The sequence below is a fragment of the Mesorhizobium sp. WSM4817 genome, from assembly GCF_055811135.1.
This window is the reverse complement of record NZ_JBVVQQ010000024.1, coordinates 80,529-105,918: the sequence shown is the minus strand read 5'-3', so window position 1 is coordinate 105,918 and position 25,390 is coordinate 80,529. Positions and strand designations below refer to the sequence as shown.

General features: G+C 56.7%; 25 protein-coding genes and 1 pseudogene. 14 read left to right on the top strand and 12 right to left on the bottom strand.

Features of this window, described 5'->3' with window-relative positions:
- From AC0L2K_RS27195 to AC0L2K_RS27175, 5 genes are all read left to right on the top strand, one after another.
- Positions 1-1,179 (top strand): endonuclease/exonuclease/phosphatase family protein, encoded by a 1,179-nt coding sequence (locus AC0L2K_RS27195; protein WP_473532842.1) that lies wholly within the window; start codon positions 1-3, stop codon positions 1,177-1,179.
- Between the two features lie 534 nt (positions 1,180-1,713).
- Positions 1,714-3,654 (top strand): patatin-like phospholipase domain-containing protein, encoded by a 1,941-nt coding sequence (locus tag AC0L2K_RS27190; RefSeq protein ID WP_473532841.1) that lies wholly within the window; start codon positions 1,714-1,716, stop codon positions 3,652-3,654.
- A gap of 2,018 nt (positions 3,655-5,672) precedes the next feature.
- Positions 5,673-6,248, top strand: coding sequence for a tyrosine-type recombinase/integrase (locus AC0L2K_RS27185; RefSeq protein ID WP_473532840.1), 576 nt, complete (start codon positions 5,673-5,675; stop codon positions 6,246-6,248).
- Positions 6,249-6,255: 7 nt separating this feature from the next.
- Entirely contained in the window at positions 6,256-6,864 is a 609-nt protein-coding gene (locus AC0L2K_RS27180; protein WP_473532839.1) for a hypothetical protein, read from the top strand.
- 115 nt (positions 6,865-6,979) lie between these two features.
- Complete coding sequence (locus AC0L2K_RS27175; protein ID WP_287203183.1) at positions 6,980-7,591, top strand: hypothetical protein; 612 nt, start codon at positions 6,980-6,982, stop codon at positions 7,589-7,591.
- Positions 7,592-7,785: 194 nt separating this feature from the next.
- Here the strand turns inward: AC0L2K_RS27175 and AC0L2K_RS27170 are convergent, their stop codons facing one another.
- The 3 genes from AC0L2K_RS27170 to AC0L2K_RS27160 form a co-directional block, all read right to left on the bottom strand.
- Positions 7,786-8,781, bottom strand: coding sequence for a hypothetical protein (locus AC0L2K_RS27170; protein WP_473532838.1), 996 nt, complete (start codon positions 8,779-8,781; stop codon positions 7,786-7,788).
- The gene (locus AC0L2K_RS27165; RefSeq protein ID WP_473532837.1) at positions 8,778-10,208 is read right to left on the bottom strand and encodes a S1 family peptidase; all 1,431 of its coding nucleotides are present in this window, start codon (positions 10,206-10,208) and stop codon (positions 8,778-8,780) included. Before AC0L2K_RS27165 ends, AC0L2K_RS27170 begins: the two co-directional genes overlap by 4 nt.
- A gap of 92 nt (positions 10,209-10,300) precedes the next feature.
- A complete protein-coding gene (locus AC0L2K_RS27160) occupies positions 10,301-10,933 on the bottom strand; it encodes a hypothetical protein (protein WP_473532836.1) in 633 nt (210 codons plus the stop codon).
- Positions 10,934-11,922: 989 nt separating this feature from the next.
- On the opposite strand from AC0L2K_RS27160, the gene AC0L2K_RS27155 reads away from it, so the two are divergent.
- Positions 11,923-12,309: a DUF3768 domain-containing protein gene (locus tag AC0L2K_RS27155; RefSeq protein ID WP_473532835.1), complete on the top strand. Its 387-nt coding sequence runs from the start codon at positions 11,923-11,925 to the stop codon at positions 12,307-12,309.
- Between the two features lie 685 nt (positions 12,310-12,994).
- Here AC0L2K_RS27155 and AC0L2K_RS27150 read toward each other — a convergent pair.
- Positions 12,995-13,627 carry a hypothetical protein gene (locus AC0L2K_RS27150; protein WP_473532834.1) on the bottom strand — a complete coding sequence of 211 codons (633 nt, stop codon included), beginning with the start codon at positions 13,625-13,627 and terminating at the stop codon, positions 12,995-12,997.
- A gap of 831 nt (positions 13,628-14,458) precedes the next feature.
- On the opposite strand from AC0L2K_RS27150, the gene AC0L2K_RS27145 reads away from it, so the two are divergent.
- Positions 14,459-14,668: a hypothetical protein gene (locus AC0L2K_RS27145; RefSeq protein ID WP_473532833.1), complete on the top strand. Its 210-nt coding sequence runs from the start codon at positions 14,459-14,461 to the stop codon at positions 14,666-14,668.
- Between the two features lie 128 nt (positions 14,669-14,796).
- Here AC0L2K_RS27145 and AC0L2K_RS27140 read toward each other — a convergent pair whose 3' ends face one another.
- The 4 genes from AC0L2K_RS27140 to AC0L2K_RS27125 all read right to left on the bottom strand — a co-directional run bounded on the left by AC0L2K_RS27140 (position 14,797) and on the right by AC0L2K_RS27125 (position 17,007).
- Positions 14,797-15,021, bottom strand: coding sequence for a hypothetical protein (locus tag AC0L2K_RS27140; protein WP_473532832.1), 225 nt, complete (start codon positions 15,019-15,021; stop codon positions 14,797-14,799).
- A 655-nt stretch (positions 15,022-15,676) separates the two neighbouring features.
- The gene (locus tag AC0L2K_RS27135; protein WP_473532855.1) at positions 15,677-15,760 is read right to left on the bottom strand and encodes a hypothetical protein; all 84 of its coding nucleotides are present in this window, start codon (positions 15,758-15,760) and stop codon (positions 15,677-15,679) included.
- Positions 15,757-16,437 (bottom strand): thermonuclease family protein, encoded by a 681-nt coding sequence (locus tag AC0L2K_RS27130; RefSeq protein WP_473532831.1) that lies wholly within the window; start codon positions 16,435-16,437, stop codon positions 15,757-15,759. The genes AC0L2K_RS27135 and AC0L2K_RS27130 overlap by 4 nt, the downstream gene beginning before the upstream one ends.
- A gap of 117 nt (positions 16,438-16,554) precedes the next feature.
- On the bottom strand, positions 16,555-17,007 hold the full coding sequence (locus AC0L2K_RS27125) for a DUF4236 domain-containing protein (protein ID WP_473532830.1): 453 nt from the start codon (positions 17,005-17,007) through the stop codon (positions 16,555-16,557).
- Between the two features lie 849 nt (positions 17,008-17,856).
- Here AC0L2K_RS27125 and AC0L2K_RS27120 point away from each other — a divergent pair.
- The 5 genes and pseudogenes from AC0L2K_RS27120 to AC0L2K_RS27100 all read left to right on the top strand — a co-directional run.
- Complete coding sequence (locus AC0L2K_RS27120; RefSeq protein WP_473532829.1) at positions 17,857-18,450, top strand: DUF6130 family protein; 594 nt, start codon at positions 17,857-17,859, stop codon at positions 18,448-18,450.
- 132 nt (positions 18,451-18,582) lie between these two features.
- On the top strand, positions 18,583-18,738 hold the full coding sequence (locus AC0L2K_RS27115) for a hypothetical protein (protein WP_473532828.1): 156 nt from the start codon (positions 18,583-18,585) through the stop codon (positions 18,736-18,738).
- 16 nt (positions 18,739-18,754) lie between these two features.
- Positions 18,755-19,150 carry an Ohr family peroxiredoxin gene (locus AC0L2K_RS27110; protein WP_127205040.1) on the top strand — a complete coding sequence of 132 codons (396 nt, stop codon included), beginning with the start codon at positions 18,755-18,757 and terminating at the stop codon, positions 19,148-19,150.
- Between the two features lie 255 nt (positions 19,151-19,405).
- Positions 19,406-19,891 carry a peptide-methionine (R)-S-oxide reductase MsrB gene (gene msrB / locus AC0L2K_RS27105; RefSeq protein ID WP_473532827.1) on the top strand — a complete coding sequence of 162 codons (486 nt, stop codon included), beginning with the start codon at positions 19,406-19,408 and terminating at the stop codon, positions 19,889-19,891.
- A 233-nt stretch (positions 19,892-20,124) separates the two neighbouring features.
- Positions 20,125-20,361, top strand: a pseudogene (locus AC0L2K_RS27100) (2Fe-2S iron-sulfur cluster-binding protein); the annotation flags it as partial.
- Positions 20,362-20,373: 12 nt separating this feature from the next.
- Here the strand turns inward: AC0L2K_RS27100 and AC0L2K_RS27095 are convergent.
- The 4 genes from AC0L2K_RS27095 to AC0L2K_RS27080 form a co-directional block, all read right to left on the bottom strand.
- Positions 20,374-21,120 (bottom strand): ferredoxin reductase, encoded by a 747-nt coding sequence (locus AC0L2K_RS27095; protein WP_473532826.1) that lies wholly within the window; start codon positions 21,118-21,120, stop codon positions 20,374-20,376.
- Positions 21,117-21,728, bottom strand: a complete 612-nt coding sequence (locus AC0L2K_RS27090) for a molybdopterin-dependent oxidoreductase (RefSeq protein WP_473532854.1) — start codon at positions 21,726-21,728, stop codon at positions 21,117-21,119. Before AC0L2K_RS27090 ends, AC0L2K_RS27095 begins: the two co-directional genes overlap by 4 nt.
- A gap of 290 nt (positions 21,729-22,018) precedes the next feature.
- A complete protein-coding gene (locus AC0L2K_RS27085) occupies positions 22,019-22,429 on the bottom strand; it encodes a hypothetical protein (protein WP_473532853.1) in 411 nt (136 codons plus the stop codon).
- A 418-nt stretch (positions 22,430-22,847) separates the two neighbouring features.
- Complete coding sequence (locus AC0L2K_RS27080) at positions 22,848-23,729, bottom strand: response regulator transcription factor (protein WP_473532825.1); 882 nt, start codon at positions 23,727-23,729, stop codon at positions 22,848-22,850.
- Positions 23,730-24,214: 485 nt separating this feature from the next.
- On the opposite strand from AC0L2K_RS27080, the gene AC0L2K_RS27075 reads away from it, so the two are divergent.
- Positions 24,215-24,847 (top strand): response regulator transcription factor, encoded by a 633-nt coding sequence (locus tag AC0L2K_RS27075; RefSeq protein ID WP_287203890.1) that lies wholly within the window; start codon positions 24,215-24,217, stop codon positions 24,845-24,847.
- A gap of 44 nt (positions 24,848-24,891) precedes the next feature.
- Complete coding sequence (locus AC0L2K_RS27070) at positions 24,892-25,317, top strand: response regulator transcription factor (protein WP_473532824.1); 426 nt, start codon at positions 24,892-24,894, stop codon at positions 25,315-25,317.
- Positions 25,318-25,390 lie beyond the last annotated feature (73 nt).

The following is a 25,390-nucleotide window of genomic DNA, read 5'->3' as shown; positions in this document are numbered from 1 at the left end:
TTGACCGTCGCTACGTGGAATTTGGGGTGGCATGTCGACAAGGCCACAGCGGCGACCTGGATCTCAAAATGCGATGCGCTGTTCGAAAAGGACCCTGTCACGGACGTCTGGAAACCTTCGACGAGCGGAACCGGCATTGCGGGCTGGCAGGTCAATTTTCGCGAGAAGGTCGAGTGGGATTGGACCAAATTCCCTGCGTGCGACGTCTACAAGGATCGCAACTTCGACACGGTCCCGGTGACTGTTGGCGCCTATGACAAACGACTACAGCAGGTCAGCGACTTCCTCCAAAACACAGTCCCCGCCGACATCTACGCCTTTGAAGAGGTGAGTGGTGAGCAGGCTGTTCGAGACGCCCTTCCAAACGGATGGACCGATTATGAAGTTTGCACCTTCTCGGACTTCAAGGTCCAGCGCCTCGCGATCGCGTGGAAGGCAGCCCTCGGCGAGTCGATAGCATGCACGGTCGAGCCTGCACTGAGCCTGCCAACCAATCCGCAAGATGAACAACCCCGGCCAGGATTGTCGGTTGAGCTGAAGATTGATGGAGAACCGGTCCGCGTCCTGGCCGTTCACTTGAAATCTTCCTGCGTTTCGCCGCTCGAGGCCAGCGGTGACCTGACGGACGATCAAGACCGGGACTGCAGGATCTTGCAGCAGCAGATCGTGCCCCTTGAACGTTGGGTCGAAGACCGATTCAGCGCGACAGACAAAGTCATTCTGCTCGGGGACTTCAACCGGAATTTCTGGCACGAAGTGCACGAAACGGGTCCGGTCCGCACTGACGGCAGTTCACCGCAAACGCCGCTCCCCGCTGGGGTATTGGCTAAGGACCTCTTTGGAGAAGTTTTCGATGACGATCCAGCTGCCACCACGGTGACGCTCCTTCAGGAAGAATGCCCGGTGAACGCAGCAACCATGGCACTGTGTCAGAAGGGAGAAACCCAAATTCTGAGTGCAGATGAGAGAAAGCAACTCAGTCACTCGGAGAACCTTGGCTGCCGGAATCCCTTGGGTCTCGATCATATCCTGATCAGTCGAGGGATTTCCGCGACTCATCCGGCCGAGCATATTGCGGTGGGTGTTTTTGGTGGGACCAAGCCCGCCAGCACAGCACATCCGGATCCGCTACTCGCGATCTCCGACCACTGTCCAATGGTGGCGAAGCTCACCCTGTAGAGCGCAGCGACGGCGCGAAGGTAAAGCCCACTCGCTTTACCAAGGTCCGGTTCGGACCCCGATGCGAAGGGCTGCCTTGCGGGCAGGGCGGACAGGCGAATTGCCCGTATAGGTCAGCAGGCAGGTACGATGTGGTGGTGCGTTACAAGGACGGGTTCATGGCACGCATCCGGCGCCCAGATCAGGTGCTCGATGAATGACCGCTACGCATAGTCAGCTTTATGGACTCGATATACCTGATCGAGAAGAAAGGTGAATGAGATGTGGGTGGATCGCCGGATGAAAGGAATCCGAGCGTCATGGCGACGGCGGTCGGTAAGGACCTGCATCGCACTCCGTCGGGCCGGTCGGCGCCTCGGCCGATGGCTCCGACCGATCGGCGCTCTGGTCCGTCTCATGGCTCAGATGTGGCCAGTCTCGTTTGCCTGGTTCGCATTGACAGCATGCTTCCTCGTGCCCGGGCTCGCCAACAGCCAAACCTTTGAGGCGATGCTTGAATACGCCGGCGGGGGAGGGCAGACGGGAGTGCGTTGGATGCGCCTGCTGACGACGGCGCTCGTCGCGATCGGTTTCGGGTCTGTCATGGCTGCAAGCGCACGAGACCTTCTGACGCGCCACATTTCCGAAACGCAAATGTCGCCGCTACGCCTGCACATTGTACAGTTTGCGTGCCGATGGTTCCCGGTCGCCGCCGTCGCCATCGCGTTCTACAGAATGCAGGATGTGGTGTCAGGCAAGCTCTATCCCTATCGGGTGATGGCGCTGAGTCTAGCCGGTCTGCAAATCGCCTGCGCCATCCTCGTGCGAACTGCCCGCCAACGCCGTATGATCCAGCCTGCGAATGCAATGTCACGCACGCAAAGAAACGTTCTTGCTGTCGCCGCGATCATTTTTGCCGTTCTCTTCTTCGGCGCACCCGACAAAGATACATGGGCCGGTATCCCCATAAGTTCGATCGCGGTGTCACAGGCGCTCGGACCGCTCAACGTTCTATTCCTGTTCCTTGCTGCATTCCTCGTCTTGACAACCGCTCTGGTGCGCTTAGGGCGGCTGGTCCATCTCCGCCTCGTGACGATCTTGATCGGCTTCGCGCTCGTGTTCAGCTGGTACGACCTCAACGACAACCACATGATCCGGCAAGTGCCGGAAGGGGCCACCAAGGCCCGGAGTGTCGAAGACGCCTTTGATCAATGGATGGCGAGCCGCCCGGACAAGGACAAGTTCGACGACTATCCCGTAATCTTGGTTTCAGCCGAGGGCGGAGGCATCCGAGCGGCCTTCTTCACAGCAGTTACGCTGGCGCGCATTGCGGATCGATGTCCGCGGATGGTGAGCCATATCTTCGCGGTGAGTGGCGTTTCGGGAGGCGCGCTTGGAGCGGCTCTCTTCACTGCTGCGATCAAGGCGTGGCCCGTCGACACGAACGATCGACACTGCGACCTGAAGGTGACCGCTGCGCCAGTTTATGAGGATGCGCTCGCACAGGTTCTGCAGGACGATCACTTGTCACCACTGTTGGCCCGCATGTTGTTTCCGGATGCTGCGCAGCAGATCCTGCCGTTTCCCATCGAATCTTTCGATCGTCAGCGTGGCCTGGAATTCAGCATCGAGCGTTCATTTCGGCGCGTGTTCGGGCAAGATTTGATGAGCCAGTCGATTTATGATTTGCGGCCCGACGCCGCCAATCCCGCTGTGCCTTACCTCCTCCTGAATACGACGGAAGTGCAGAGCGGTCGGCGATTCGTGATCACACCACTGTTTTTGCAATCGCAGCCCTTTGGAGGCGCGCAGGATTGGCATTGGCTCGATTGGGACTATGGGCCTCCGCTCAGCGCCGCCGCCGGCGTCAGTGCCCGCTTCCCGATCTTCTCGCCGGCAGGGTATTTCTTCAATAACGGCCGCAAGGCTCGGTACGTCGACGGCGGCTATATCGACAATTCGGGAACGGTCACGTTGAATGAGATTTTCAATGCTCTCTATTTGCTGCGTGAAGAAAAATATCTGGAAGATTACAAAGGCGAGAAGACAAACAAGTTCACGATGACCGCGCTGCACATCGGTAACGCTCCGGCCTGTGACGTCATCCGCAATGAAACGCTGAAGAAAGTAGCCGAAGGGCAGGAACAGCCGCGCTGCGATCCCAATGAACAAGCCCCGCCCGCTGCCGGTCTCGGTGAGTTCCTAAGCCCGCTTGACGCCGTGCTAGGAGTCCGTTCGGCACAAGTCGAATACAATCTCTATCAATTACACAACCGCATCGAGCTCGGCACCCGCACCGACGACCATTCGCGTGTTCAGATGTACGACCGTGGCGTCTCTGTGCCACTGGGGTGGCTGCTTTCAAGTCGGGTCGCCGTCGAACTGCGTTCGCAACTCGACGCAAGACCCGAAGAGCCTGATTGTCGAAAGCAAGTAAAGGGGTCCAATCTGTGCGAACTCGCTGATGTAGTGGCTGGAGTGACCTGGGAAAAGTGACGCTGGAGACCGTCGTTGCCCCAGATGTTGAGGTGAGAGACGTTTGGCGTCAAACTTAAAGGATCGGGCGCGACAAGTAAGCAAACTCAATTGTTTATGAGAGTTCGTGTCCAAAAAAATTGCACTGCACAAGACAAATCTTTGGCGCGGGTCAAACCTCAGGCGGCTGCTCCGCTCCCTCAAAAGATCGAATTTCCGGATCTCATCACGGACTTAGCACTCGAGCATGTACGGCGCCGAGCCTTGTTCGTGTGGAGTGATCCCCACGCCGGCAAGGGATCGCCTCAAGGGAATGCTCCGAAAATCGATCTTATTAAGTTTGATCGGTCCGGCGGGGCGCAATTGCCACAATAGGTTGCATCGCCCGCCCACAGGGCGCGCTTCTTTTCGATGGGACTGCTGAAATGCGTCCAAAAGGGGACGCGCTTGACGGTCCTCTGTAATGTCGACGCTGCCGGAGAGCTTGGCAGTACATTCGCGACTGAACAAAGATCTCGCTGTGCGAAAAAAACTTTCGTCCGGTACTACTCGGGTGGCGGCATCGCGTTTACAAAAGCAAGACCTGTCAACCCAGTGTGCAGAGGAATAGATACATTGCGAGCCAGAACGCGTTGAGTCGCAATTTTTTCAAGCCAAGGGAAATGTCGAGCATGCTCCTTATCCGCGAGATGCTTCAGCCTCTTGATCGGGGCACCTTCGAGTAGGCTATCCAGTTCGTCGCGGTATGCTCGCGCGTTCCATGTGCATCGAGAAGCGCTCATAGTGCCTGGCCAAGAACGCAGCTCCAAACATGCCGACAGCGACTATGAACACCGTCAGCGGCATATCTATCCTCGTCAAGCCCCTATCGAGTGTTACAAAGCCCATGCTTGCCCCTGCGATCGCAATCAGCGCAGTCCCTACAGTCGAACGCTGGGTTCCATGGTGCCGTCCTTGAGTACAGTGCTCTTGGTACATCTTCCAGACCACGTCACGGCGCGCCGATTCACTCTCCGACATGCCTAGCCCTCCTTGCATGAGCGACGGGATGTTGTCGTCGACCTCTTTGACATTAAAGCGAGATAGTCGAGCGAGCCCTATTTCAATTGTGGGTGCTCTATGAGGCCGTCAAAGGCAACGCGATCCTGAGTCCCCTTTACGGGCCAAAGGCGAGACCTTGAGTTCTTGCGCCGCCTTGGCGACACGGTCGAGACGGGCGACGGCTTCGAAATGCGTCATCGAGTTGAGGTTCATCGACCTAACTTAAGCTCAGCTTCGCGAGGGCTCGGCCTTCCTAAGGCCAGGTTTGACCCTGGCCGACCTTCTAAGGGTTCTCGGAGCGTCGAAAGAAAGCTCGGCTGTTTTTACTCAAAGCGGACGTTTTGCTGAATCGCAAGTTCAGCTAAAGCGCGTCGCCTTGAAACGGCTTCAGTCGACGCGCTTTAACTCTTTGTTTTTATGTATGTCGTTGCCCCCAAAACCGTACACTAACACCGGGAAAAACGTGATCAACAAATGAGCCTCGAGGGTGAGCCAAGTTGGAGTTCCCACGGAACTGCGCTCCTCGATATGGATCGTGCAGGTCCCTAATGAAGGGAATGCGGGCGGCGAACGTATGCAAGAGATGTTCGATCAACGTACGCAGACCGATACTGTCGCCAGAAGCCGGCGTCGAGAATACCTCGAGGCTGGGACTGTCGATAAGTCTGATGTCGCGCGCCACGTTGTTCATGGGACTTGCCCGAGCGGCGAGGGGACGAACTTGTCGACCCAGCCCCTGACCAGGGAAGCGTCGCGGACGAGCAAACTTGAGCCGACGATACATCAGTGAAATTGAGCACGGAAAACGCAGAGTTGAGAACCCATATTGATCTGGCGCAGGCGCTCTGAGCCACATAGAACTCGTCAACTCGACGATCATTTGAGAGAAAATCCTGAACTAGACCTGCAAACTGACGATAATTGTGGCTGCGTTTAGGCTTGAAAATAGGAATAAATACCTATAGACTGGGATTGTCACAATCCCAGGAATTCAACCCATGTCCGGTCATCAAGCCAAGGTCGTCACTGATTCAATGTTGCGAAAAATGCTGTCCCACGCCCGAAAATCCTCTCACCCGGTCCGGGATAGGGTGATCATCTTGCTCTCCTGTAAAGCCGGATTGAGAGCCTGCGAAATTGCTGGGTTGGAGTGGTCGATGCTCCTTGATCCGAAGGGGAGGATTGGAAATCTGCTGGTGGTCGAGGACCGCATCGCGAAGCGTCAATCCGGACGGCGAATTCCCCTTCATCCCGATCTCAAGGCGGCCCTTGCTCAGTTGAGGAAAAGCGAGCCTGACGACGGCCCGTTAGTCCGTTCAAGTCGCGGCGGGGCAATGAAGCCCAACAGCATTGTCAATTGGTTCGTCTCTCTGTATCGCGAATTGGGTTTTGAGGGTTGTTCATCCCATTCAGGGCGCCGGACGTTTATAACGACGGCCGCGCGATCCGCGCACCGCGCGGGAGGATGTCTTCGCGACGTTCAGCTTCTCGCCGGTCATCAATGTCTTTCGATGACACAAACGTACATCGACGGCGACACCGACGCCCAACGCCGCATCGTTTTGATGATCTGAGATGTCGATGTCTGACAGGACCGAAGATGTTCGTGGACACATTCCGCGCGCGCGGATTTTGAAGAAACCGGTCGCTCGCGAAATCGCGGCGCCTTTCAACCAAGGGGATCTCGATAGTCTTTGTGGGGTCTATTGCGTCATGAACGCTATTCGTTTTCTTTGCCCGGAGCTGGGGCGTCAGCGATCAATTGCCCTTTTCCAGGTCCTCTCAGAGAGCCTGACGACAAACTGGGTGACCGCTCATGAAACTGTCGGATTGGGAATCGAGATTCCGATCGTTCATGCCCTTGTGGAGGCTGCGTGCAACCACCTTCGGGATATCGTCGACGTGCCCATGAGCACGACGACGTTCACCTCTAAAATCCGTCGGTTCGACGATTTGTGGACAACGTTAGGAGAGGGCCTGGATGACAGTCAGGTCGCGATCATTGGCTTGTCGGGTCGCCACGAACATTGGACGGTCGCATATCGGATGACGAAGAAAACCATCCGACTGTTCGACTCGGATTCCATGAAGGTTTTGCTGCGCTCGCGCTGTTCACTCCGCAGTCCCCGAGTTCCTTATCAGATCGATCCAGACGAGATTATTTTCATTCGAAGGGGAGGGGTTCGATGACGGGAAATTCTAGTAGAAATCCAGGTAGCCGATCCGTCAGTGTGAAATGTCTCTTTCACACTGAGACTGTGTCCCCGAGGGACCGACCTAATTCTAGTAGAACGGAATTTTCTCGGTGACCCTGGAGGAATATTTCTACTACCGGAAGAAGGTCACGGAACTCGATCCAGATATGATGGAGAAGGTAGCGACGAAAACCCCGCCGACCGATGCGACCGATTTTGCGTTGAGGGTTTCATACGTCATCCTCAACAGTGGAATGAGGTGGACGGTAGCAAAGGACATTTGGGCACGGATGAAACCGTCTCTGGTCGGGACGGGAGAGGTTGGCGAAACCTTCGGTCACCCAGGAAAGAGAAAGGCCATCAACTTGGTGATGTCGAACCGTTCGGAGCTTTTCCGGGGTTTTAAGTCTGCGTGGGCAAACGGGCCGGAGGAGGTGATCGAGTTTTGCGTGGGCCTTCCGTATGTCGGCGAGATCACGAAATATCACCTAGCAAAGAACCTCGGCGTCGACACCGCAAAACCAGACGTCTGGCTAGAGAGGGTTGCGACGAACTCGGGTGAGGCGGTTCAGGAATTGTGCTCGCGACTGTCAAATCTAGCGGGAGACAGTGTCTCAACGGTCGACTACGTGATTTGGAAGACATGTCAGCAAGGATGGTGGCGCCCAAACGCGTTGCCAGACTCCGACCTCGAAGCCCCTGACCGCGCCGACGCAGGCTAATCGTTTCTCAACAAGCCTATCGGCGGCGAGATCCTCCCTTTGCGCTGATACCATCGCCCTCAGGACATAATCCAAGAAACCCCGACGACGGACGGACAGGAGGCCTTCAGCGCGGGATCCAAAGTACTACTATGCTTCGTGATTGCCTACCGCGAATTCGGAGAGCCCGAAATGCCGGGCGCGAATGCTCTATACTAATTGTCAAAAATTACACTTGAAAGATTTCCATTTGCGATGGCATCGGGCCAACTCGAGTGCGATCCAGCAAGTGCACTGTTCGAAATTGTTACCGTGCCCAAGACGGAAACACCCGATGTGTACTTTTCCTCTGCCAAATTGCTCTGATTAAGGAATGTCCACTTAATGTCCGAGTTGATCTTGACAGTATCCATAAAATACTCATCGGTTATATCTATCCTATCAAAAAGTAGGCTACCATTGACGTTGACGGTTTGTAAGTAAAGACCAAAATCCTTACTGGCAGCGATTCGGATATCACCTTCTACTACGCTATCGGAAATAGAAAGATCCAACCCACTCGTGTTGTCAACCGTTATGTTGCCGAATATCACGCAGCTAGATAAGACAATGTGCAGGCGGTTTGCGGAGAGTTTCTGAAAGCTAAGGTCACCGATAACCACGCAGTTCCGAACGCGAAACCAAGTTTCCATTAGCAACGCAGTATCTCGAAAGGCGAAAGCGCCATCCACTATGACATCCTTCGCCTCAAACACGCGTGGGAGCTCAACATTTGTCAGCAGTATTGAACTCGGAATGCGCGGAAGAGGTTTCGCATTGGCTAACGTTTGATCGTTGCAAGCGTTGTTAACTTTGAACGGTTGACCAAACACGTCGCAGTACGACGAAAAAAACGACGTGTCATATGTCGTCGTAGCCAAACCGTCGAAGAACACATTATCGTTCCGGGGTAGTATGGCGGCCGTCGAGATCGCCAGCTCCTTGTTAGAATTCGCCATTACGGCTGGGCCGAGGGCGTTGTGTTCAATTGAGATGTCTTTCAGACGACCATTTTGGTCACGGCAGCCTGCTAGCTCCATCGGATCGGCTGCGTAGTACATGTATTTCGACCCGGCAGAATCCAGAGGGCATGCCGCAGCATTTGTGTGAAGCGTCGAAACAACAATTGCCAGGACTAGGCCCACAGATTGAATAAATAGCGATATGCTCATTCTGCCACCACACGAGGAAATCTAACGATAAGCGCGTGCCGTTTTTCTTTAAGTTTTCCAATCGGGGTTAAGCTCATCTTGCTTGATTTCATGGTGGCTCCAGCTCCAGGCTCCCACTCAAGTACGAGTTCCGCCTTTTCGAGAAGAGCATCGATTTGAGGCTTCAGGCCGTCGGCTCCCTGCGGCAAGCTGTAAGTCGGATGGACTAAACACCCACCGCCTTCGAGCATACGAGCGCTGTTTACGCCATTTCGCAAAGTTGCCGATTTACCAACGAGATTTCCAGTCTGAGCAATTTCAATCTCCGCTCCGTCGATGTGGGCACGGAGACGGACATTCGTACTTGAGGACGAATCGATATTTGCGCGAACTGTCGTCGAAAATTGCAAATCAGGTTCTGATACAGAGCCTGTTTCACCAAGTCTTTGTAGAAGGCGCAATGGAGAATAACAGGCAAACGAATAGCCTAGCGTGCTGAGGAAAGCGTGATCGACATACTCATTATTTTTGGCAGATTTGGGAGATGTCTGGAATCGTGTGGGCGAGTCTTGACTGATTGGATAGATTCCATACTGCGCTTGCTCATCGAATTCTTTACTTAGTTTTTGGAGGTCTTTTGCCCTTACCGCATCGCGATAAAGGCCAATCATTCTCTTTGTGTATTCCGTGAATGGTGGATTGAGCCCGTCGAAAGTAGTCCAAACTGACGCGCTTAATTTCGAGAGAATAATCTCATGCTGAGGGGAGGGCTCATAAAAATCGAAATACGCTTTGGACAAGATTCCACATTGGTTAGAAGCAGACGTTGGTGGCTCGACTATCTTACTCAGAGCCGCAGCAGGCATGAGCCACCCGATGTTGCGTGTGCCTCCTCCTAGCCCGCCGTCACCTATTCCAACAACTTTTCCGTGGAAGAAAACAGGGGCGCCGGAATACCCGGGCTGCAGGCCGCCCTGCACAACGATAATTTCTGTATCTAGGCTTGGAGAACCGTTTTTAAGCAGTGCTTTGGTTTCGCTATCTAGCAGGGCATTGAGAGTGTTCGAATAGATCGGAAGCTGCTTCAGGTCATGACCTTGAAGGTTAGCTGAACCGGCGGGATATCCCGCTACGATGAGGTTTCTTGTCGTGCCATCCGTTAGGTTTTCCGCCGTAGCAACTTCTAGAACTTTTACGTCCGTCTTTGGATCGCTTAGCTTAATAATTGCAAGATCATGCGTGGTGGATACTGAGATGACCTCCGCGGACGAGTATCCAACTTCTTGCCTTTGTGGATAGAAAACTCTGATCGCGTTTGCGCCTTTCGTGCATGCGACCACATGCAATGCGGTCACGACCGTGCTTGTATCGCGCCAAACGAAACCGCTTCCTCTCGTTAAAAGATTTCCGTCGCGGACCACTTCGATTCGAACGACGGATGCCGCCAACTCCGACATTTCTTGAGGCAAAATAGTACTCTGATCCGCATGCGTTGTGATGCTTTCCGAAACGCCTAGGCAACATACAATGCTCGCGAGTGTTACGATTCGTCTGATTGGCATGATTTTTCCCACAACGTAGTGAGGAACGCTGCGACGGCTTTTTCTTGATTTGCTTCATCCAAATTGGTTAGCTTCTGCCGAAACTTCATTGACCACGATGCATACTCCTTCCACGGGGAAGCATCGGATTGTCGATAGCCAGCCTCGATATCCGCACCGTAACGTGCCGGTTCGAACGCGCTACACGTTTGCTTGGATAGCGTTTTAAAGTGAATGCTGGGGGATCCGGGTTCATAGTTCCCCTTCTCAAGTCGGGCTCGTATCAAGGCCAGCGCATCCGCTGCGGTGAAACCAGCGATAACGAGATCAGATTTTTCCTGTGCGTACGGCGAGCCTTGGTACCAATTTGACTTTCGCGTATGAATTCCGGCAGCCAAGCCAATGGGAAGTGTCAAAAATAGAGCCGCAATCGAAACGTAAATCCGAGCTAAAGATTGATGTGAAATTGCTGAACGGTTCTTGGACAATGTAAGGACGGCAGGAACACCTGAAAGAATAGATGTAACCACAACACCCGCGATTGGTGCATTTGACATTCCTATGAGCAGACCGATTGAGAAGCCTCCCAGCGCTCCAATTGAGATGGCTCCAATCCAAAGCAATCTCAGCATGTATCCTCAGCAAATGGTATTTGCCGCAGTGTCGAGGACGTTTTACCCGACCGGCTCTTCGGGCCAAGATTGACACCTAGGGACGGGCCTTGGCAAGCTTGAACTTCGCTGCGAGCGGCAGGATGGTCCAGACGCCAGTAAAATAGGCCGCGGCGCAGGCCGGAAACGGCGATTTTGTCCTCACCAATGCACATCCCTGCGGTGCCTTCAATCAAACTCATACTGCAGGCCGTTCATGTCGGCACAGGATCAGGAGGTCGCCGCAGTTCGGCGATCAGCCGCAGGATCTCGGCGAACAGCATCCTCGTCACGGCGACCAGGTTGGTGATGACGAAGCCGACGCGCGGAACAAACTCGCCCGGACGCCACTCGACTTTAGCCTCGTGCGGCTGCGGTGAGTTTCGGGAGAAGACCTTGCTACAAGCTCTGATAGGGTCAGGCTGACTAGGTTATTGTCCGCTATCGCGTTTGGACGCCAGAAGATGACGGTCGGCTTCCGGCCCCAACTCAGTCATCCGCTGCGCAGCAGACGACGGGTTCTGTTGGACTAACTGCCATCGTTTACGTCAGAGCAAACCGGAGGAGGGAAGTCGGTGTGAAATCACGGTTTCACACCGAGGGCGTGCCTTGCTACTGAACGAGCCAGCCGGTGAGCACGGCAACAGCAGGATAGGGGCAGGCGGTTAAACCCCATCCCCGGGACCCGCGGACCGTCGATCGTCAATTGACGACTGCCAATTTCGGCCTGCCTTGGTTCGTTGTTGGCTTGAAAATAGGAATATTGTCCTATATCCTGGTCCTAATCGGAGGGGAAACACCCGGGACGTCACGCGTGATGACGTCCTGGAGCTTTCTCCGGCTGATAAGCCGGCGGCTGAATGATTGCGTCTGACGTGGGCTAATGACTCCAAACAGGAACTTGAACGCGGAACTGACCGGCAATGGGCCGGCCAGATAGGACCACTCGTATCCAAGAAAGAGGAAAGACCATGACGAACGAGAAACCAGACATGCTCTTCGGGGAAGCCAATGACATCACTCTGGCTCTCGACGAGACCGTCCTCAAGACCAGACTGCTGAACGACGACCTGAGGATTCGGCGCCTCGGGGGGACCATCGTCATCACCGCCGGCATAGCAGCCCTCGATCCCTCGACGATCAGGGATATCATCTCGACCATCACCATGTTCGATGGTTTCACTCCCGAGAACGATCCCTACGGCGAGCACGATTGCGCGGTTATGACGGTCAGCGATATCAAGATCATCTGGAAGATCGACTACTACGACCTAACCCGCCGTTGCCATTCCTCCGACCCCTCCGACCGGAACGTCACATCGCGGGTGATGACGATCATGCGGGCCGACGAGTACTGACGCGCCCTCGCTGCCACAATCACGCGCAGGACGACCGGCCTCTACCGAAACGTTGCTCGACTCACCACCCAAAGCGACCGGGTGCAGAGCTTCTGGAAAGATCACCTGTCGGGGCTCCATCTCGACGATCCGGACCAGATACGCCTCAAGCCGCGCTTGGTGGCCATGTCGTCTTGACATTGTGGCTGATTAAACGTCGCGCCATGGTCGCCGGTGGAAAAGCCCGCTGTGTGCGGCTAAGTTAGGTCAGGGTTCAGTATCGTTATGCCGCAGCATTCTACGGGCTCAACGTCACCCCCTTTACCAGGCAAGTCGCCACGGTATCGTCCACATAGGTATAGCATTTCTTCTGTTCTCCGGCATTGTCAGTCTTAAAAGATTTCGCCGCCGAACACGCCTCCTCCACAGTTGGCTTAGTTGCCAGAACTTCCGGGTATTGTGGCCCCGCCGACTCTGCGTCCCTCACCAGGCAAGTGCCTGTGCCGATATTGCCACGAAATACCGAGTAATCGGCAATTGATTTCGCTGTTGACCCTAGGCACAAAAGAACAGTCACTAGCGGTATGCTAACGATCTTATCCATGGATAGCGTCCCTTCTTATTGCCGATATGTTTCTGCTGGTATAGTTTTACATCGCCGCTCACATCTTTCAATTCACAGCGTCGCAGAGCACCTCTGGTTCTACTACTTCAGCCTCCAGAAGATTTCGACCTCTGAAGGGTCGCTGAATGCCGCGGACAGACGACAGCCTACATAAGCTTTGTCGACATGGTTTAGGCTGAAGGCTGCAGAGTTGGGGACCTTCAGCGGCTGACCAGAAGCATCCTTCCAAGTTGTCGAGGGCTTTAGGTCCCCGCCCAGCACGGTTGCGACGTGACCGTGCGGATCCCCCCTCATCACTGCGATCACCGCCTGCCCGTTCGCCGCACCTGCAACTGCATTTTGCAAGACAGATTGGTCGTTTGCCAAGCCGAGGGTCGACCAGGTGTCCGTATGAGCACGAACATAGTCTGCGATCTCATTGGCGGTTAGCCAGTGGCCATTCGTGTCTATTGTGAAGTCATTTACGTCGTTCAACTGCTTGAGCCCCTCAGCAACGAACCAGTTGCAGGCCACTTGATCAATCTGGCTAGCTGTTATCGCATCGCTGTCGAGCGGGCATCGCATCAGCTGGAACAGTGTGTCTCTGGTTGCCTGGTCGGAGCTGCTTGACCAAAACGCGTTATCGGTATCCATACATCCGCCAAGCGAGGCTGCAGGCCAAAGTCCCGTCGCTAAGCATGCCAGACCGATCATCAATCTTCGGATCTTCATCATAGTGATCTCCATCTTACGCAATTGATCGCGACGGCGTGACATTTGTGTTCCGGACGCGCATCTTACATATCACTAATATACCTGTGGATTGTGGTCAGGACGACCCCCTCTGGAATTGAAATTTGATCAAGTATAGCGCCAAATAGCACGCCGAGTGAAGGAGTTCTCCCCGGCACCACATCGCCTGGTAGACGCACGTTCTAGATTTAAAGGTTAACAGACCGCTGCGATTAGCCCGTCGACGGGTGGAGCTTGAATTGGCAAGACTAAGCGACGTCGCTGTAGTTGCCGCCGTGTTGCCCGTTGCGCACCCGTCGCGATACTGACCCGCGACCCACGTGTTGGCGAAGTCCTTGCCCAGAAAAATTGTTGGATCGACAATAATTATCTGTCGGTAATATTGCATCTTGGCATCTCATATGAGTAGCATCGGAAAATAGACGGGTTGGAAGATGCTGTTCTTCTAACATGGCCTAGGGGTGGGCGATGCGTCGGGGGACTGGAGTAGGCGGCAAGAGAGTTGAAATCACTCGTCGAGGGTTCTCGGCGGTGTAGCGGCGACGCCAATCGCTGTCGCGGCTAGTGGGCTATCATATGCCCAAGGTTTCGACGATGTAGATGCGGGGGCAGAACTCTATTTCCCTTTATCGGACGACCAGCGCAGTGTAATTGTGCGACGCATTCCTCCGGTGGATGCGGAGGGAAAGCCGCTACACACCCCTCACCGGGATTGGATAATTGAGGCTACCGCCTTTGGGCCATATGCCTGGTTTGACTTAGACCGGCAGGACTATCTGGACTGGAACTCGGCGGCGCAGCAGCCCGTCGCCAATGGCGGTCTGGTTCGCCGGCGTCCCAAAGGTCGCGCTTTTTCCAGGCATGAAGCTCGTCCACGAGCGCGAATACGGGCGTGCGTCCGTGAGCGGTGGCGGCATCAGCGGACATGGCCCGATAGAATGCACCGCTTTTCTTATGCATGATGCGGTTCTTCGTGTCCTGAATCTGGAAGGCTTCATCAAAGGCGGGGATGCGCCCGAATAATGCCGGTCATCTCCTCAAGCGCGAGGCGGGATTGATCCCGATCGACTGGGATTATTGCGAATTGTGGGGCACGCGTGGTCTGCCGTAGGTGGCAAAAAATTGCCGACCTGCCGCGGAAAACAAAACGATCATTGTGCAAATACACGCTCGGTGATACATTCGAATTCGCTAATAGAAATACTATGTGAGGGAAACACCATGCGGTTCGCACTAGCTTCACTTGCTGTCGTATTCGGAACATGTGTCAGTGTTGCTGTAGCTTTTTCTTCAGTTGAAGTGATCCACGAGGAGAAAACATGGCCAGTCACGCAGCGCATACCAATGTCGGTTGCGCCAGCAACCCAACCGATCATTATTGCGCTTGATGAAGATTTCGAAGATTGTAATGGATCAAGTTCCTGTGGGCAAGAAAATGCTTCTGCTGGTAAATGCAGTAGCTCCGAGAGGATTTGCTATAACTATAAAAAAGGCGGGAAAGACGTGTGCATGACATCTTGCTCATGTCCAGACGCTAATTGCTAGGGTTTCCAAACCCGTCCCACGGACCTGATATTCTTCCTGCTGTTGCAGCCACGATTGTACGGCTGCCAATTGGCGCGGTCCCAGAACAAGGTCATGTTGCCCTTCGGCGCTACCTTGTGGTCGACTATGTTGGCTTGCCTGCCGCATCCACACGCACACAGCGGGGCACCGAGGGCAGCTAGGAAGGCTTTGCTCTCGCGTGTCCATTCGGGCGTGTAACCACGGTCAGCAGCCGCTACGTCGCCGACGACCCGGCGCTATTGCGCCTAGCGTAAAAACTGTCGTTTGCAAACCCGCCCGGGAGGAGAGGTTCAGTGTGAAAAACTAATTTCACACTATCGGTTATCCCTCAGAGTCGTCGACTGTCTGCTGGTTCAGAACGTGGCGCCCGGCCGGACGGCAGCTTTGCGCCAGAACCAGCCACGCTTGAATCGACCTGCAGCGGCTCCTCGGACTGTACGACGTCCAACGAAGTTGGAGCTATAGTCATCTTTTCGACCGGCGCCAACCAGCCGCGCGCGCCTCGTCTTCCGAACAGAACATTCGCTCACCCTTGGCAGGGCTGATCACTGTCTCGTCATAGAAACGCTGGCCGGGGAGGTGTTCATGCGAACGTCCTTGTTGCTGATGTTGCCCTTGATGTCGCATGAGCCGGAGAGCAGTCGAACTGGATTCGTGGTTTCGCGCTTAGGGGCCTGCTGCGCGGCACGCCATTCCCACGGAGGCTGAAACTCGCCTTGCCAGATTCCGCGCTTCGCCGGCCGAGCTTCGTTCTGATAGCTCGCGTAGGCGCCACCCGAATGCTGCGGCCAGTCCATTGCGTGCCCAGCGCTGACCAGCCATGCGGCCACTGCCGCGCCATCGGAACGATAGCAGTCGCCTACGAAGCGGCCGTAGCGATCCCACTCTACAAATGTGCAAGTCACGGGCCGGGACTTCGCCAGCCAAGCATGAAGCGCTTTCGCGGCTGACTGGCCGCAGCGGTAATTCTTACCCTTGGCGTTCTGGCAGAGCTGAGCGCTCTCAGGCGCATCGATGCCATTGAACCGCACTCTTGTGCCGGAGATGTCGATCGTGTCTCCGTCGACGATGATGGCGCGGCCTGAGATGGTGTTGTCTGAAGTTGACAGTGCGCCTGGGACCTGCGGTGCTATCGGCGAAGTAGTTGCCGCTGGTTCAGGACGCGGCTTCGCGAGATAATCGCTAGAATCCAGCCCGAATAGTTCCCGTATGAAACGTGGTGCCAAGGCCCTTCGCGCCTTGACGACAATACTGCAGATCCAACTGGGACGGTGAGCACAATCGCCGACTCAGCCGACGGGGATGTCCGTAGGCGAACATTTGCGGTGCTATAAAGTGTCTTTTCAACGGAAGAGGCAGGCCCTGCATAAGCTTCTGTAACCTGGGAGGCCCCCGGGTCCGGTTCTGCGTTCGCGAGTTTTAGGTTCGGCTGTTCCGACCCGTTCGTCGGGGGAGCGCCCACTGGCAATCTTGGTTTCGTTGGACGGCGCGCCGCACCAGACCAGTCCAGCACCAATGGCAAGTAGCAGAAGCGCGATAGGGCCCTTCGAAGACGGCTTGGTTTGAGAAGCATCACGTTGGGATGCCGCGCCATGCGCTGACTGCCGCTTCGAAGAACCACCCTTCGAATACGAAAGACCGGTGCCGGCGATGCTCGCATTAAGGCGCTTTTTGCCTGTTGTGCTAATTGTATACCCGAGCCCTTTCGGTCCAACCCGAACGCTGGCACCTTTCGCGCTGAGATCTATCCGGACTCCTGGCGCAATCCTTACAGATTTTCCAAATCGAAATGCCATCCCCCCAAGCGCCCCCCCGTGAACATGATGTGGCGAAAGCGATCGCGAGTCGAGTCGTTGGCGAAGCACTTCATGCATTGCATTCAACTGACGAGGGTTACGCCGAAAGGGCGGTCATCGCCGAGCCACTACTCAGACGTCGCGTTTGGGCCGGGACCGGCGAAACGGTCATTCAACTGCGGTCGCGAAGAAGTTTCTTAAATGCATTCGCCTAGTGAGAGTTCGCCCAACCATCAGGCTGCTGGTGCACTGCAAATAGTTGAAATTGTTTGGATTAGAGCTGAGAACCAAAGTGCGAAGTTGAGAGCTTCGGAGAACGTTGAGCCAGAGCCATTCAGCCCGGGAGGCCGGCAGCGCGGTTGGCCGCTTAAATTGAAAAGCCCCGCGGTTCTGCGCGGTTCGTGCGCCATCGAGCCGCGGCAGAGAAAGTTGGGGCAAGGTGCGTTGGCGGAGGAAGAGGTACTGGGATCCAACCTTCTCCACCTATGGCACGCGTGCTTTCAGCAAGCCCGGCCGCGTCGCCAATATGCCAATGTGACGGTCTGGCTATCACTTCCATCTAATTCCATGTGATTGGAGCCGCGAGGGGTGCCTCGGGACGTGCGCGAAGGCCGTAGGGTAACACCCGCGGTCGCTCCATTGGTTTCGGCGATGTAAATCATGTAGTTATGGATTGTAAATCCCGCAATTTCTTTTGAGTTTCTGAATGATTTGCGAGCGAACCAATCCAAAGGTATTGCCGATACCATAGTGCAATTATTGCCGATACCATAGTGCAATAGAGTTAATGTTGCCGACGGTCGATCCTTCTCTCACATCCGAATGATCGGATAGAGATAGGAGGACGTCATGTTAGCAGCATCACTATCGCCCACGCGGTGCAAACTACATGCCACCAAGGCTCACGCCGGGGTCGGCGACGCAATCCGCCCCTTCTGCGTCAACATTCCCGAGTCGGAACTGACCGAATTGCGCCGGCTTCGGCACAATGCCATGACCCTACTCATCACGACGCTTGCCGCAGTCGCGACAGGAGCCGTGCTCGCTACGAGCGCCTTCGCCCAGAGCGCGAGGGACGTCCGCGGTGCTTCACCATTCGAAACAATCGAGAACGAACCCGCACCCAAACTGATTGTGGATCCACCACTTCCGGGTCCACTGGCCCAGGGCCTCTTTCAGGCCCAGTACCGGACGGAGAACGTGCACATCGTGCCGGTGTTTGGGGAGGGCGCCCTCAAGGCATCTCCACGCATCGGGCATCTGCATATAACCGTCGACGACCACGAATTCTTGTGGGCGGATTCGGGTAACACCAATACTGTCGACATTGCAGGGTTTTCGCCCGGCGATCACAAGGTGAAGATCGAGTTGGTCGACGCTAACCACAACGTCTTCGCCGGACAATCTGTGACGGTACCGTTCACTGTGCCTCCTGCAAAATAGGGAGACCGGCTTTCCGCTAATGCCCCGGAAACGGTGCCGTCGCGGGAGTGGTTGCATTTGGGAGTTGGCGTAGTCTCCGGGTGTCAAACCTCGAATTATCCGGCGTTAGAGCGCCGGACAGGAGACTACGCCATGACAAGGACTCCCATGAATGCGGAGCCATTCATCCTGAGGAAAGCGACGAGCTATCTTCGACAGGGCAACCCGACCGATACTGGCTGGGGCGCAGGGCTTCGCAGCACCATGTGCCGGGCAGCGGGTCCGTTCATCGGCATGCTGGAACGATAGGAGAAAGGATTTCGATATGACTGAGAAACTTCTCTTCACTGGCAAGACCCACAATACTAGCGGTCGCGATGGCGGAGCCCGCAGCAGCGACGGCCAGCTGGACATCAAGCTGAAGCAGCCGCACCCGGCCGCCGAAAACCTGTTCGGTGCCGCCTGGTCGGCCTGCTACATGGGAGCGCTCGAGGTCGCAGCCTCCCAGAGAAACATCAAGCTTCCGGCGGGTACCGCGGTCGATGCAGAGATCGATTTGAACTCAGACGCCGGCTCCTACTTCCTGCGGGCGCGCCTCAACGTCAGCGTGCCGGGCGTCGACCCTCAGGTTGCGCGCGAGCTGCTCGGTGCGGCACACAGCATTTGTCCGTACTCCAAGGCGACGCACGGCAACATCAACGTTGCGACCAAGCTCCTCTGAACCCGGTCAAGTCTGCCCGGCGGAGACCGCGAAAGCCGGAGCTGTTCACCAATGAACTCAGAATAGCGTCCGGTCGCTGCATTGAGATCGAGTGATTGGACGGCGCCAAAGTGGCGCCGTCCAAGTCAATAACGGCGATCTAGGTAGTGAGCATCGTCATGATGCAACAATGTGACGTCTGGATGTCGCGTCGGCCCGGCCCCGCAGCCTTTGCGGGTGTCCAGCAGTCGCGGTTGAGCTGTGAGGCGATCGACGATGAACGATATCATCGAAGTGCAATTCGATTTGACACCCCCCACCCAGGAACAGTTGCGGGAGTTGGCGGCAGACCTCAGCGACAAAGAGCGACATTTGCTACTCGAGCATGGCGAGGAAGCGCCGTTCTGCGGTGTCTTTCTCACTGAGAAGCGGGAGGGGGTATATACCTGCCGCTTGTGCGGACTGCCGTTGTTCAAAGGCGGCACCAAATTTGAAAGTGGCACCGGCTGGCCGAGCTTTACCGCGTCCTTCGCTGAAGAACATCTGCGTGACATCCGCGACACCAGCTACGGCATGGTCAGAACGGAAATCGTTTGCGCCCGTTGTGGCGCGCACCAAGGCCACGTCTTCCCAGACGGCCCCCCGCCGGCCGGGGAGCGTTTTTGCATAAATTCAGGATCGCTCGAGTTCACTCCCCAAGGGGAATTGCTCCCCGACAAACTCCGCCGAGGCGCTCCCGAAGGTGAACCGTGGCGTAGCTGACTCTACGTTCCAGCCGTCTGTAGCCAAGGGTGGGCGCGACGCGGCCAGGCGGCCGATGGCCGATACCCGCCCGCCGGGGTTAGTCGGCGGCAGGGGCGGACTGTGGCTTGTGGGACCCCAGGTCGAGGCGCGTGATTGGCGGGTTCCTACAAATGCACATCCCCGGATTCTTTCGAAAGCAGGCGACTCCCGTGGCGGCTTGCAAACTGCAGGGTTGTGCATTGCTTGTGGTTGCGCTTTCGGATGTCGACGCTGGATGCGTTGCCGGGCAGACCGTGCTGCAGACGGCGCTTCGGGGTCAGGATTCCCGCGGCCTGCGAATTTGGCCTGTGCGGAACCTGCAAGGTGAAAAAGGTCTCCGGCACGTGGAGATGACCCACAATGGCGGCATCCTCGATCAGGAGATCGATGACGGCTTTATCCTCGCCTGCTGCTCGAAGCCGCTGTCGGCGCTCGAGATCGAAGCCTGATAGACAGGCCGCTCACACCCCGTAGCGCTCGGTGCGGATGAGGCCGGCCGGGACGTCGGCGTCGATCAGCGCCTGGGCGGCGGCCGAGACGAAGGCGTTCCAGCCGCAGACGATGGCGAGCTTCGGCGGCTCGGGCAGCCGCGACATGGATTGCATCATCATCTGGGCGTCGATCCGCCGCGAATAGTCATCGGGGCGCTGAGCCGGCTCGCGCGTCAGCGTCAGCACCAGGTCAAAGCCGTCGCGGCGGTCGTCGAGCTTGATCAGCTCGTCGCGAAAGATCACCTCGTCCCAGATCCGCGCCGAAAACACCAACGCGACCGGCACGAAGGATTTGCGCGCCGTGCGGTGGCGCACCATCGCCATCAGCGGTACCACGCCGGAACCACCTCCGACCAGGATGATCGGCCCGCCATCGCTGTCGGACCAGACGAAGTGGCCGCCGAGCGGACCGCGCAGCTCGATTTCGTCGCCGACCGCTGCCACCTCGTGGAAGAAGGGCGAGACCCCGCCGTCTTCGAGCCGTTCGATCGCCAACTCGACCGTCCCGCCGCTCTCGGGTGCGGAGGCGATCGAATAGGAGCGGCGCGCCTGATAGCCGTCCGGCGCCGTCAGCCTGACATCGACATGTTGCCCGGCCTGATGGGCAAAGGGTCGCGACAGCTTGAAGAAGAAACTGGTGACGCGCGGCGTGCGCTTTTCGATGCGAATGATCTTCGCCATCTGCCAGGGCGATTGCGTCGCCGCTGCCTCGCTCATGGATCGTCCGTGTAGCGCTGCTCGCGCCACGGGTCGCCATAGATGTGGTAGCCGCGCAATTCCCAGAAGCCCGGCTCGTCGTGCTCGGTGAACTGCAGCCCGTTCAGCCATTTGGCCGACTTCCAGAAATAGAGATGCGGCACCAGCAGCCGCGCCGGTCCGCCATGGTCCGGCGTGATTGGTTTGCCTTCATAGAGCAGCGCCACCATCGCCTTGCCGGCGACAAGGTCCTTCGCCGGCACATTGGTGGCGTAGCCGTCGAACGAATGTGCCAGCGTGAAGGCGGTCGGCGGCGCGATGCCGGCATCGGCAAGGATATCATCGATCAGCACGCCTTGCCATGACGTGTCGAACTTGGTCCATGCCGTCACGCAATGGATGTCACGCGTCATCCTGCTCAGCGGCAGCGCGTTGAACTCGGCCCAGGTCCATTTCTTGACCGGCCGCGGTCCGTGCTTGAGCGTGAACGACCAGTCCTCGGTGCGCACGCGCGGCGTCGGCCCGGCTGACAGAACGGGGAAGCCTTGCTCGAGATACTGTCCGGCCGGAATGCGCCCATCCGCATCCGTCGGAGGTTTTCGTCCTGAAAAGAAGCCGCGGGTTACCATCGACACGATCCGTTGCTGCGGGTCGAAATCGACCGCGGCCAGTGTTCTCGAAGATATCCCGGCGGGCGACAGGAATTTTGGGCGAGGGGACTTGCCGCCATTGCCTTCTGCCGAGGGGGTCTTCGCATCATCGCTGTTGCGTCCGACAGCGGCGGAAATCTGCATGGCCTTGCCGTTGCGCCAGACATTGAGCGTTTCCCTGGCGCCCGGCGCGACGTCGGCGGCGGCACGCGACAGGTCCTTCGGATCCATTATAGCACGCAATTAGATCGGGGGGATCCGTTGCGAAATCAGAATCCACGCGGCGGTACAAAAAGGCAGATGGTGTGCCCGTCATTCGCGCCGGCCATCGAACACCAATGAAATACGCCATCGGGACTGTCCTTGATGCGGCTGTCTGCGTAAGTGATCAGTTCGCCCGTCCCCTTGATGACGTAGCCTTCAGGCCGCTCTCCGATCGCATTATCAGCGACTTCTCGGCAATCGTAGCCGGAGCAACAGGAAAAGGGATAGGACCACCCCCGCGGCTGCGCAGCGGTTGGCAACGCGTCATGCGCCATCGCATCGGATGTCATGAGGAACACCCATACGCCAACCAGTGCAGCGGTGACTAGTGCGGCGGCGACCACGGCCAGCAGCGTCATGCCTGCGAACACGCCGCTGGGTGCGGGCTTGGTGCGGTCGTCAATGACGCAGCTCATATGACAACGGCAGAGCGGCCAGAGGTGACAGTCGACTATACAGTTTCTCGCCCCGACCATGACCGCGCGGCGCGCGTAGGCTGGACCGGGGCCGCGCATGTAGTGGAGCTCGGGCCGGTAGCGAGGTGCTACGAATTCGCGAAAGGCTGACGCCGGCTGCGTGATGAGAGACCACAGTATCATGATGCGAACTCCTGTCCACAATCCGCTTAGTCGGGTGCAACAGGCGACGCGCGCACGATGTCACATCGCCGTTCTGGGTCTGTGCAGCGCTCCCGTAGAAGGCTAATTCGCAGCAAGGAAATCCTGACTTCTGACCGAGCGGTTGCCGATCGTTGCCGCTGGCGACAACCGCCGGCTCGCTCAAATCAGCCCAATCGCCAGCTTCTTTCCTAGCGGCCTCCTGGCCGACGGCTCGTCAGTGCACGAGGCCGAGCCTCGCGGCCATGTTCACTAGGTCGGGAAGAGATTTCGCTTCCATCTTGCGCATTACCCTGCCCCTGTGGGCCTTCACTGTGATCTCGCTGATGCCCAGCTCAAATGCGACCTGCTTATTCAGCAACCCGGAGACGACCAGCGCCATGACCTCCTGCTCGCGGCAACTCAGCGATCCGTGGCGATCTTGCAGAGCACGCACCTCCAAATCGAACTCGAGCGCGGTTCTGCTGCGCTCCAGCGCCTCCTCGACGGCGGCCAACAGCACTTCGGTGTGGAATGGTTTCATAAGGAACTCAACAGCGCCTGCTTTCATCGCCTTAACAGTCATAGCCACATCGCCAAATGCCGTGACGAAGACTATTGGCGTTATCCGCTCGACAGAGACTAGACTTTGCAAATCAAGCCCGCTGATATCTGGAAGATTGACGTCCAGGATCAAGCAGTTCGGAACACTAGGTCGCGGGAGAGAGAAGAATGCCAGAGCGCACTCGAAAACTTTCGGGCACCAGCCCGCAGAGTGGATGAGCGATTCCAAGGATTCGCGGACGGATCGGTCGTCGTCGACCACGAACACGACCGGTTTGTCTTGCGACATGGATGGCCTAGCGTCAGCAGTTTTCGCCAACTGCATGCCGACAGCCTCCCCCCGGGGCGAGCGGGTCGTCGCCAGGCGCCGACGCAAATCTACAAGGGTCCCTTCTGAAAGGTTGATGCGTAAGGGAGGAATCGCGTTGTTTCCCTGAGCCGCGCCTGACCGGGCGTCGGCGGTGCGTTTGGCTGCCTTGGGAGCAAGGCCGAGAGCGCTGGCGGCTGCCTTATTCGCGAGGACGTTTCGCCGCGTAGGTTCGGAAAGGTAATCCACTGCGAGGCTCCTTAGTTCGGCGTTCGGCAAGGTGGCGGGGAGATCAAAGGTTGACGAAGTTGCAGCCCTGGCCGCAGAGCTACCGCAACGCCGAGTTGCAGTTCACTAGTGACTCATTAGGGCCCTCTTCAAGTGCTGGTATCCTAGGTTTCTGCGCCGGATTGACTATCCAACGCTCGGAAGGGCATGCTCATATCAAAGTATGAATTGGATAATACAGATCGCCGCTTTCTGTCGCGCCATGACGCAAACTCGCTGCGAGAGCATCGATGCAAACCTTGAGTGTTCTTGAGGCTTTACGCGGGCGAAACTTGGGGCCTCAGGCAACTCAAGAATAAATCCCGCGCGGGTGGCGCAGATCGTTGCTGGCGCCGTCACCGCGGTCGGGAGCCCGGGGGCCGGGAGGCGGCGCTCCGCATAAAAGAATGAATCGACTCCGTCACACTTTCGTTTGATGCACGCTCAGAGTTCTGGCATGCTTAGCAATGCCGCTCCCCTCGGACGAGAAATCCATTGTTCACGTGGTCGACGATGACGCGTCGATGCGAGAAGCGTTGCAGGACCTGTTCCTTTCGATAGGGCTCGAAACGCGGACTTATGCAACCGCACAGGATTTCCTCGACACGCCCGTTCCGGATTCTCCGGGCTGTCTTATCATCGATATCCGTTTGCCTGACATGAACGGGCTCGATTTTCAGGCGCAGCTGTCACGGACGGGTGTTCATCTGCCGGTCGTGATGATGACCGGATATGGCGATATTCCCATGTCAGTTCGCGCCATGAAGCGCGGTGCAGTGGACTTTCTCCCCAAGCCATTCAAGGATCAGGACATGCTCGATGCCGTGTTCGCTGCCATAGAGCGCGGGCGGCAGCAGCGCGCCCTCGATGGTGATGTTTCGAAAGTGCGGGAGCGATTTGAAACACTCTCGGCACGGGAGAAGCAGGTAATGCTACTGGTCACAGACGGAAAGATGAACAAGCAGGTGGCCGGCGACCTCGGAATCAGCGAGATCACCGCCAAAATTCATCGTGGCGCGGCCATGCGGAAGATGGGCGCGAGGACCTTGGCGGACTTGGTTCGGATCGCGGACGTGATCAACCCCAGGCGCCGGCCGTAGGCGCGGAGTAACACTCCCGTATAGGTTGCTTATAGCGACATCACATGCCAGAAATGGCGATCCTGCTATTCGCCTTAGCTCAAATCCGTGGACAGGATGATGTGTCAAGAAAGTTCCTAATCGCGGTAGTCGATGATGACGAATCATTCCGCATGGCTCTCGTAGATAGCCTTAGTTCGCTCGGATATGGGGCATGCGGATTTGCATCCGCGGAAGACTTTATCGCCTGGGAAGCGGGCACGTCCTATAGCTGCGTCATTGCTGACATTCACATGCCTGGCATGAGCGGACTTGATCTTGCCCGGCTGCTTACAGGGCGGCGGCGCGGTGTGCCTGTGGTTATGGTCACCGCACGTTCAAACCTAGGCATCGTCGATCAGGCGGCAGCAAACGGCGCAACATGCCTGCTCCGAAAGCCGTTCAAAACGGAGGCGTTGATCGACTGTATCGAAAAGGCTCTCAAAGTCTGAGGAGTCCTGAGCGGCCGGCAAGCTCGCAAAAGGCCCAATCCCTACGGGCTGGCTTGTCAACCTTCGATACCTC

Excerpts from the sequence above, each read along its gene's own strand:
- AC0L2K_RS27125 (WP_473532830.1), bottom strand. The coding sequence starts at position 17,007 with ATGGCATTTCGATTTGGAAAATCTGTAAGGATTGCGCCAGGAGTCCGG.
- AC0L2K_RS27090 (WP_473532854.1), bottom strand. The coding sequence starts at position 21,728 with ATGGTAACCCGCGGCTTCTTTTCAGGACGAAAACCTCCGACGGATGCG.
- AC0L2K_RS27180 (WP_473532839.1), top strand. The coding sequence starts at position 6,256 with ATGTCTGACAGGACCGAAGATGTTCGTGGACACATTCCGCGCGCGCGG.
- AC0L2K_RS27150 (WP_473532834.1), bottom strand. The coding sequence starts at position 13,627 with ATGATGAAGATCCGAAGATTGATGATCGGTCTGGCATGCTTAGCGACG.
- AC0L2K_RS27085 (WP_473532853.1), bottom strand. The coding sequence starts at position 22,429 with ATGAGCTGCGTCATTGACGACCGCACCAAGCCCGCACCCAGCGGCGTG.
- AC0L2K_RS27170 (WP_473532838.1), bottom strand. The coding sequence starts at position 8,781 with ATGAGCATATCGCTATTTATTCAATCTGTGGGCCTAGTCCTGGCAATT.
- AC0L2K_RS27190 (WP_473532841.1), top strand. The coding sequence starts at position 1,714 with ATGCGCCTGCTGACGACGGCGCTCGTCGCGATCGGTTTCGGGTCTGTC.
- AC0L2K_RS27120 (WP_473532829.1), top strand. The coding sequence starts at position 17,857 with ATGTTAGCAGCATCACTATCGCCCACGCGGTGCAAACTACATGCCACC.
- AC0L2K_RS27075 (WP_287203890.1), top strand. The coding sequence starts at position 24,215 with ATGCCGCTCCCCTCGGACGAGAAATCCATTGTTCACGTGGTCGACGAT.
- AC0L2K_RS27110 (WP_127205040.1), top strand. The coding sequence starts at position 18,755 with ATGACTGAGAAACTTCTCTTCACTGGCAAGACCCACAATACTAGCGGT.
- AC0L2K_RS27185 (WP_473532840.1), top strand. The coding sequence starts at position 5,673 with ATGTCCGGTCATCAAGCCAAGGTCGTCACTGATTCAATGTTGCGAAAA.
- AC0L2K_RS27145 (WP_473532833.1), top strand. The coding sequence starts at position 14,459 with ATGGCGGTCTGGTTCGCCGGCGTCCCAAAGGTCGCGCTTTTTCCAGGC.
- AC0L2K_RS27155 (WP_473532835.1), top strand. The coding sequence starts at position 11,923 with ATGACGAACGAGAAACCAGACATGCTCTTCGGGGAAGCCAATGACATC.
- AC0L2K_RS27095 (WP_473532826.1), bottom strand. The coding sequence starts at position 21,120 with ATGAGCGAGGCAGCGGCGACGCAATCGCCCTGGCAGATGGCGAAGATC.
- msrB (WP_473532827.1), top strand. The coding sequence starts at position 19,406 with ATGAACGATATCATCGAAGTGCAATTCGATTTGACACCCCCCACCCAG.
- AC0L2K_RS27070 (WP_473532824.1), top strand. The coding sequence starts at position 24,892 with ATGCCAGAAATGGCGATCCTGCTATTCGCCTTAGCTCAAATCCGTGGA.
- AC0L2K_RS27115 (WP_473532828.1), top strand. The coding sequence starts at position 18,583 with ATGACAAGGACTCCCATGAATGCGGAGCCATTCATCCTGAGGAAAGCG.
- AC0L2K_RS27140 (WP_473532832.1), bottom strand. The coding sequence starts at position 15,021 with ATGATCGGTTGGGTTGCTGGCGCAACCGACATTGGTATGCGCTGCGTG.
- AC0L2K_RS27160 (WP_473532836.1), bottom strand. The coding sequence starts at position 10,933 with ATGCTGAGATTGCTTTGGATTGGAGCCATCTCAATTGGAGCGCTGGGA.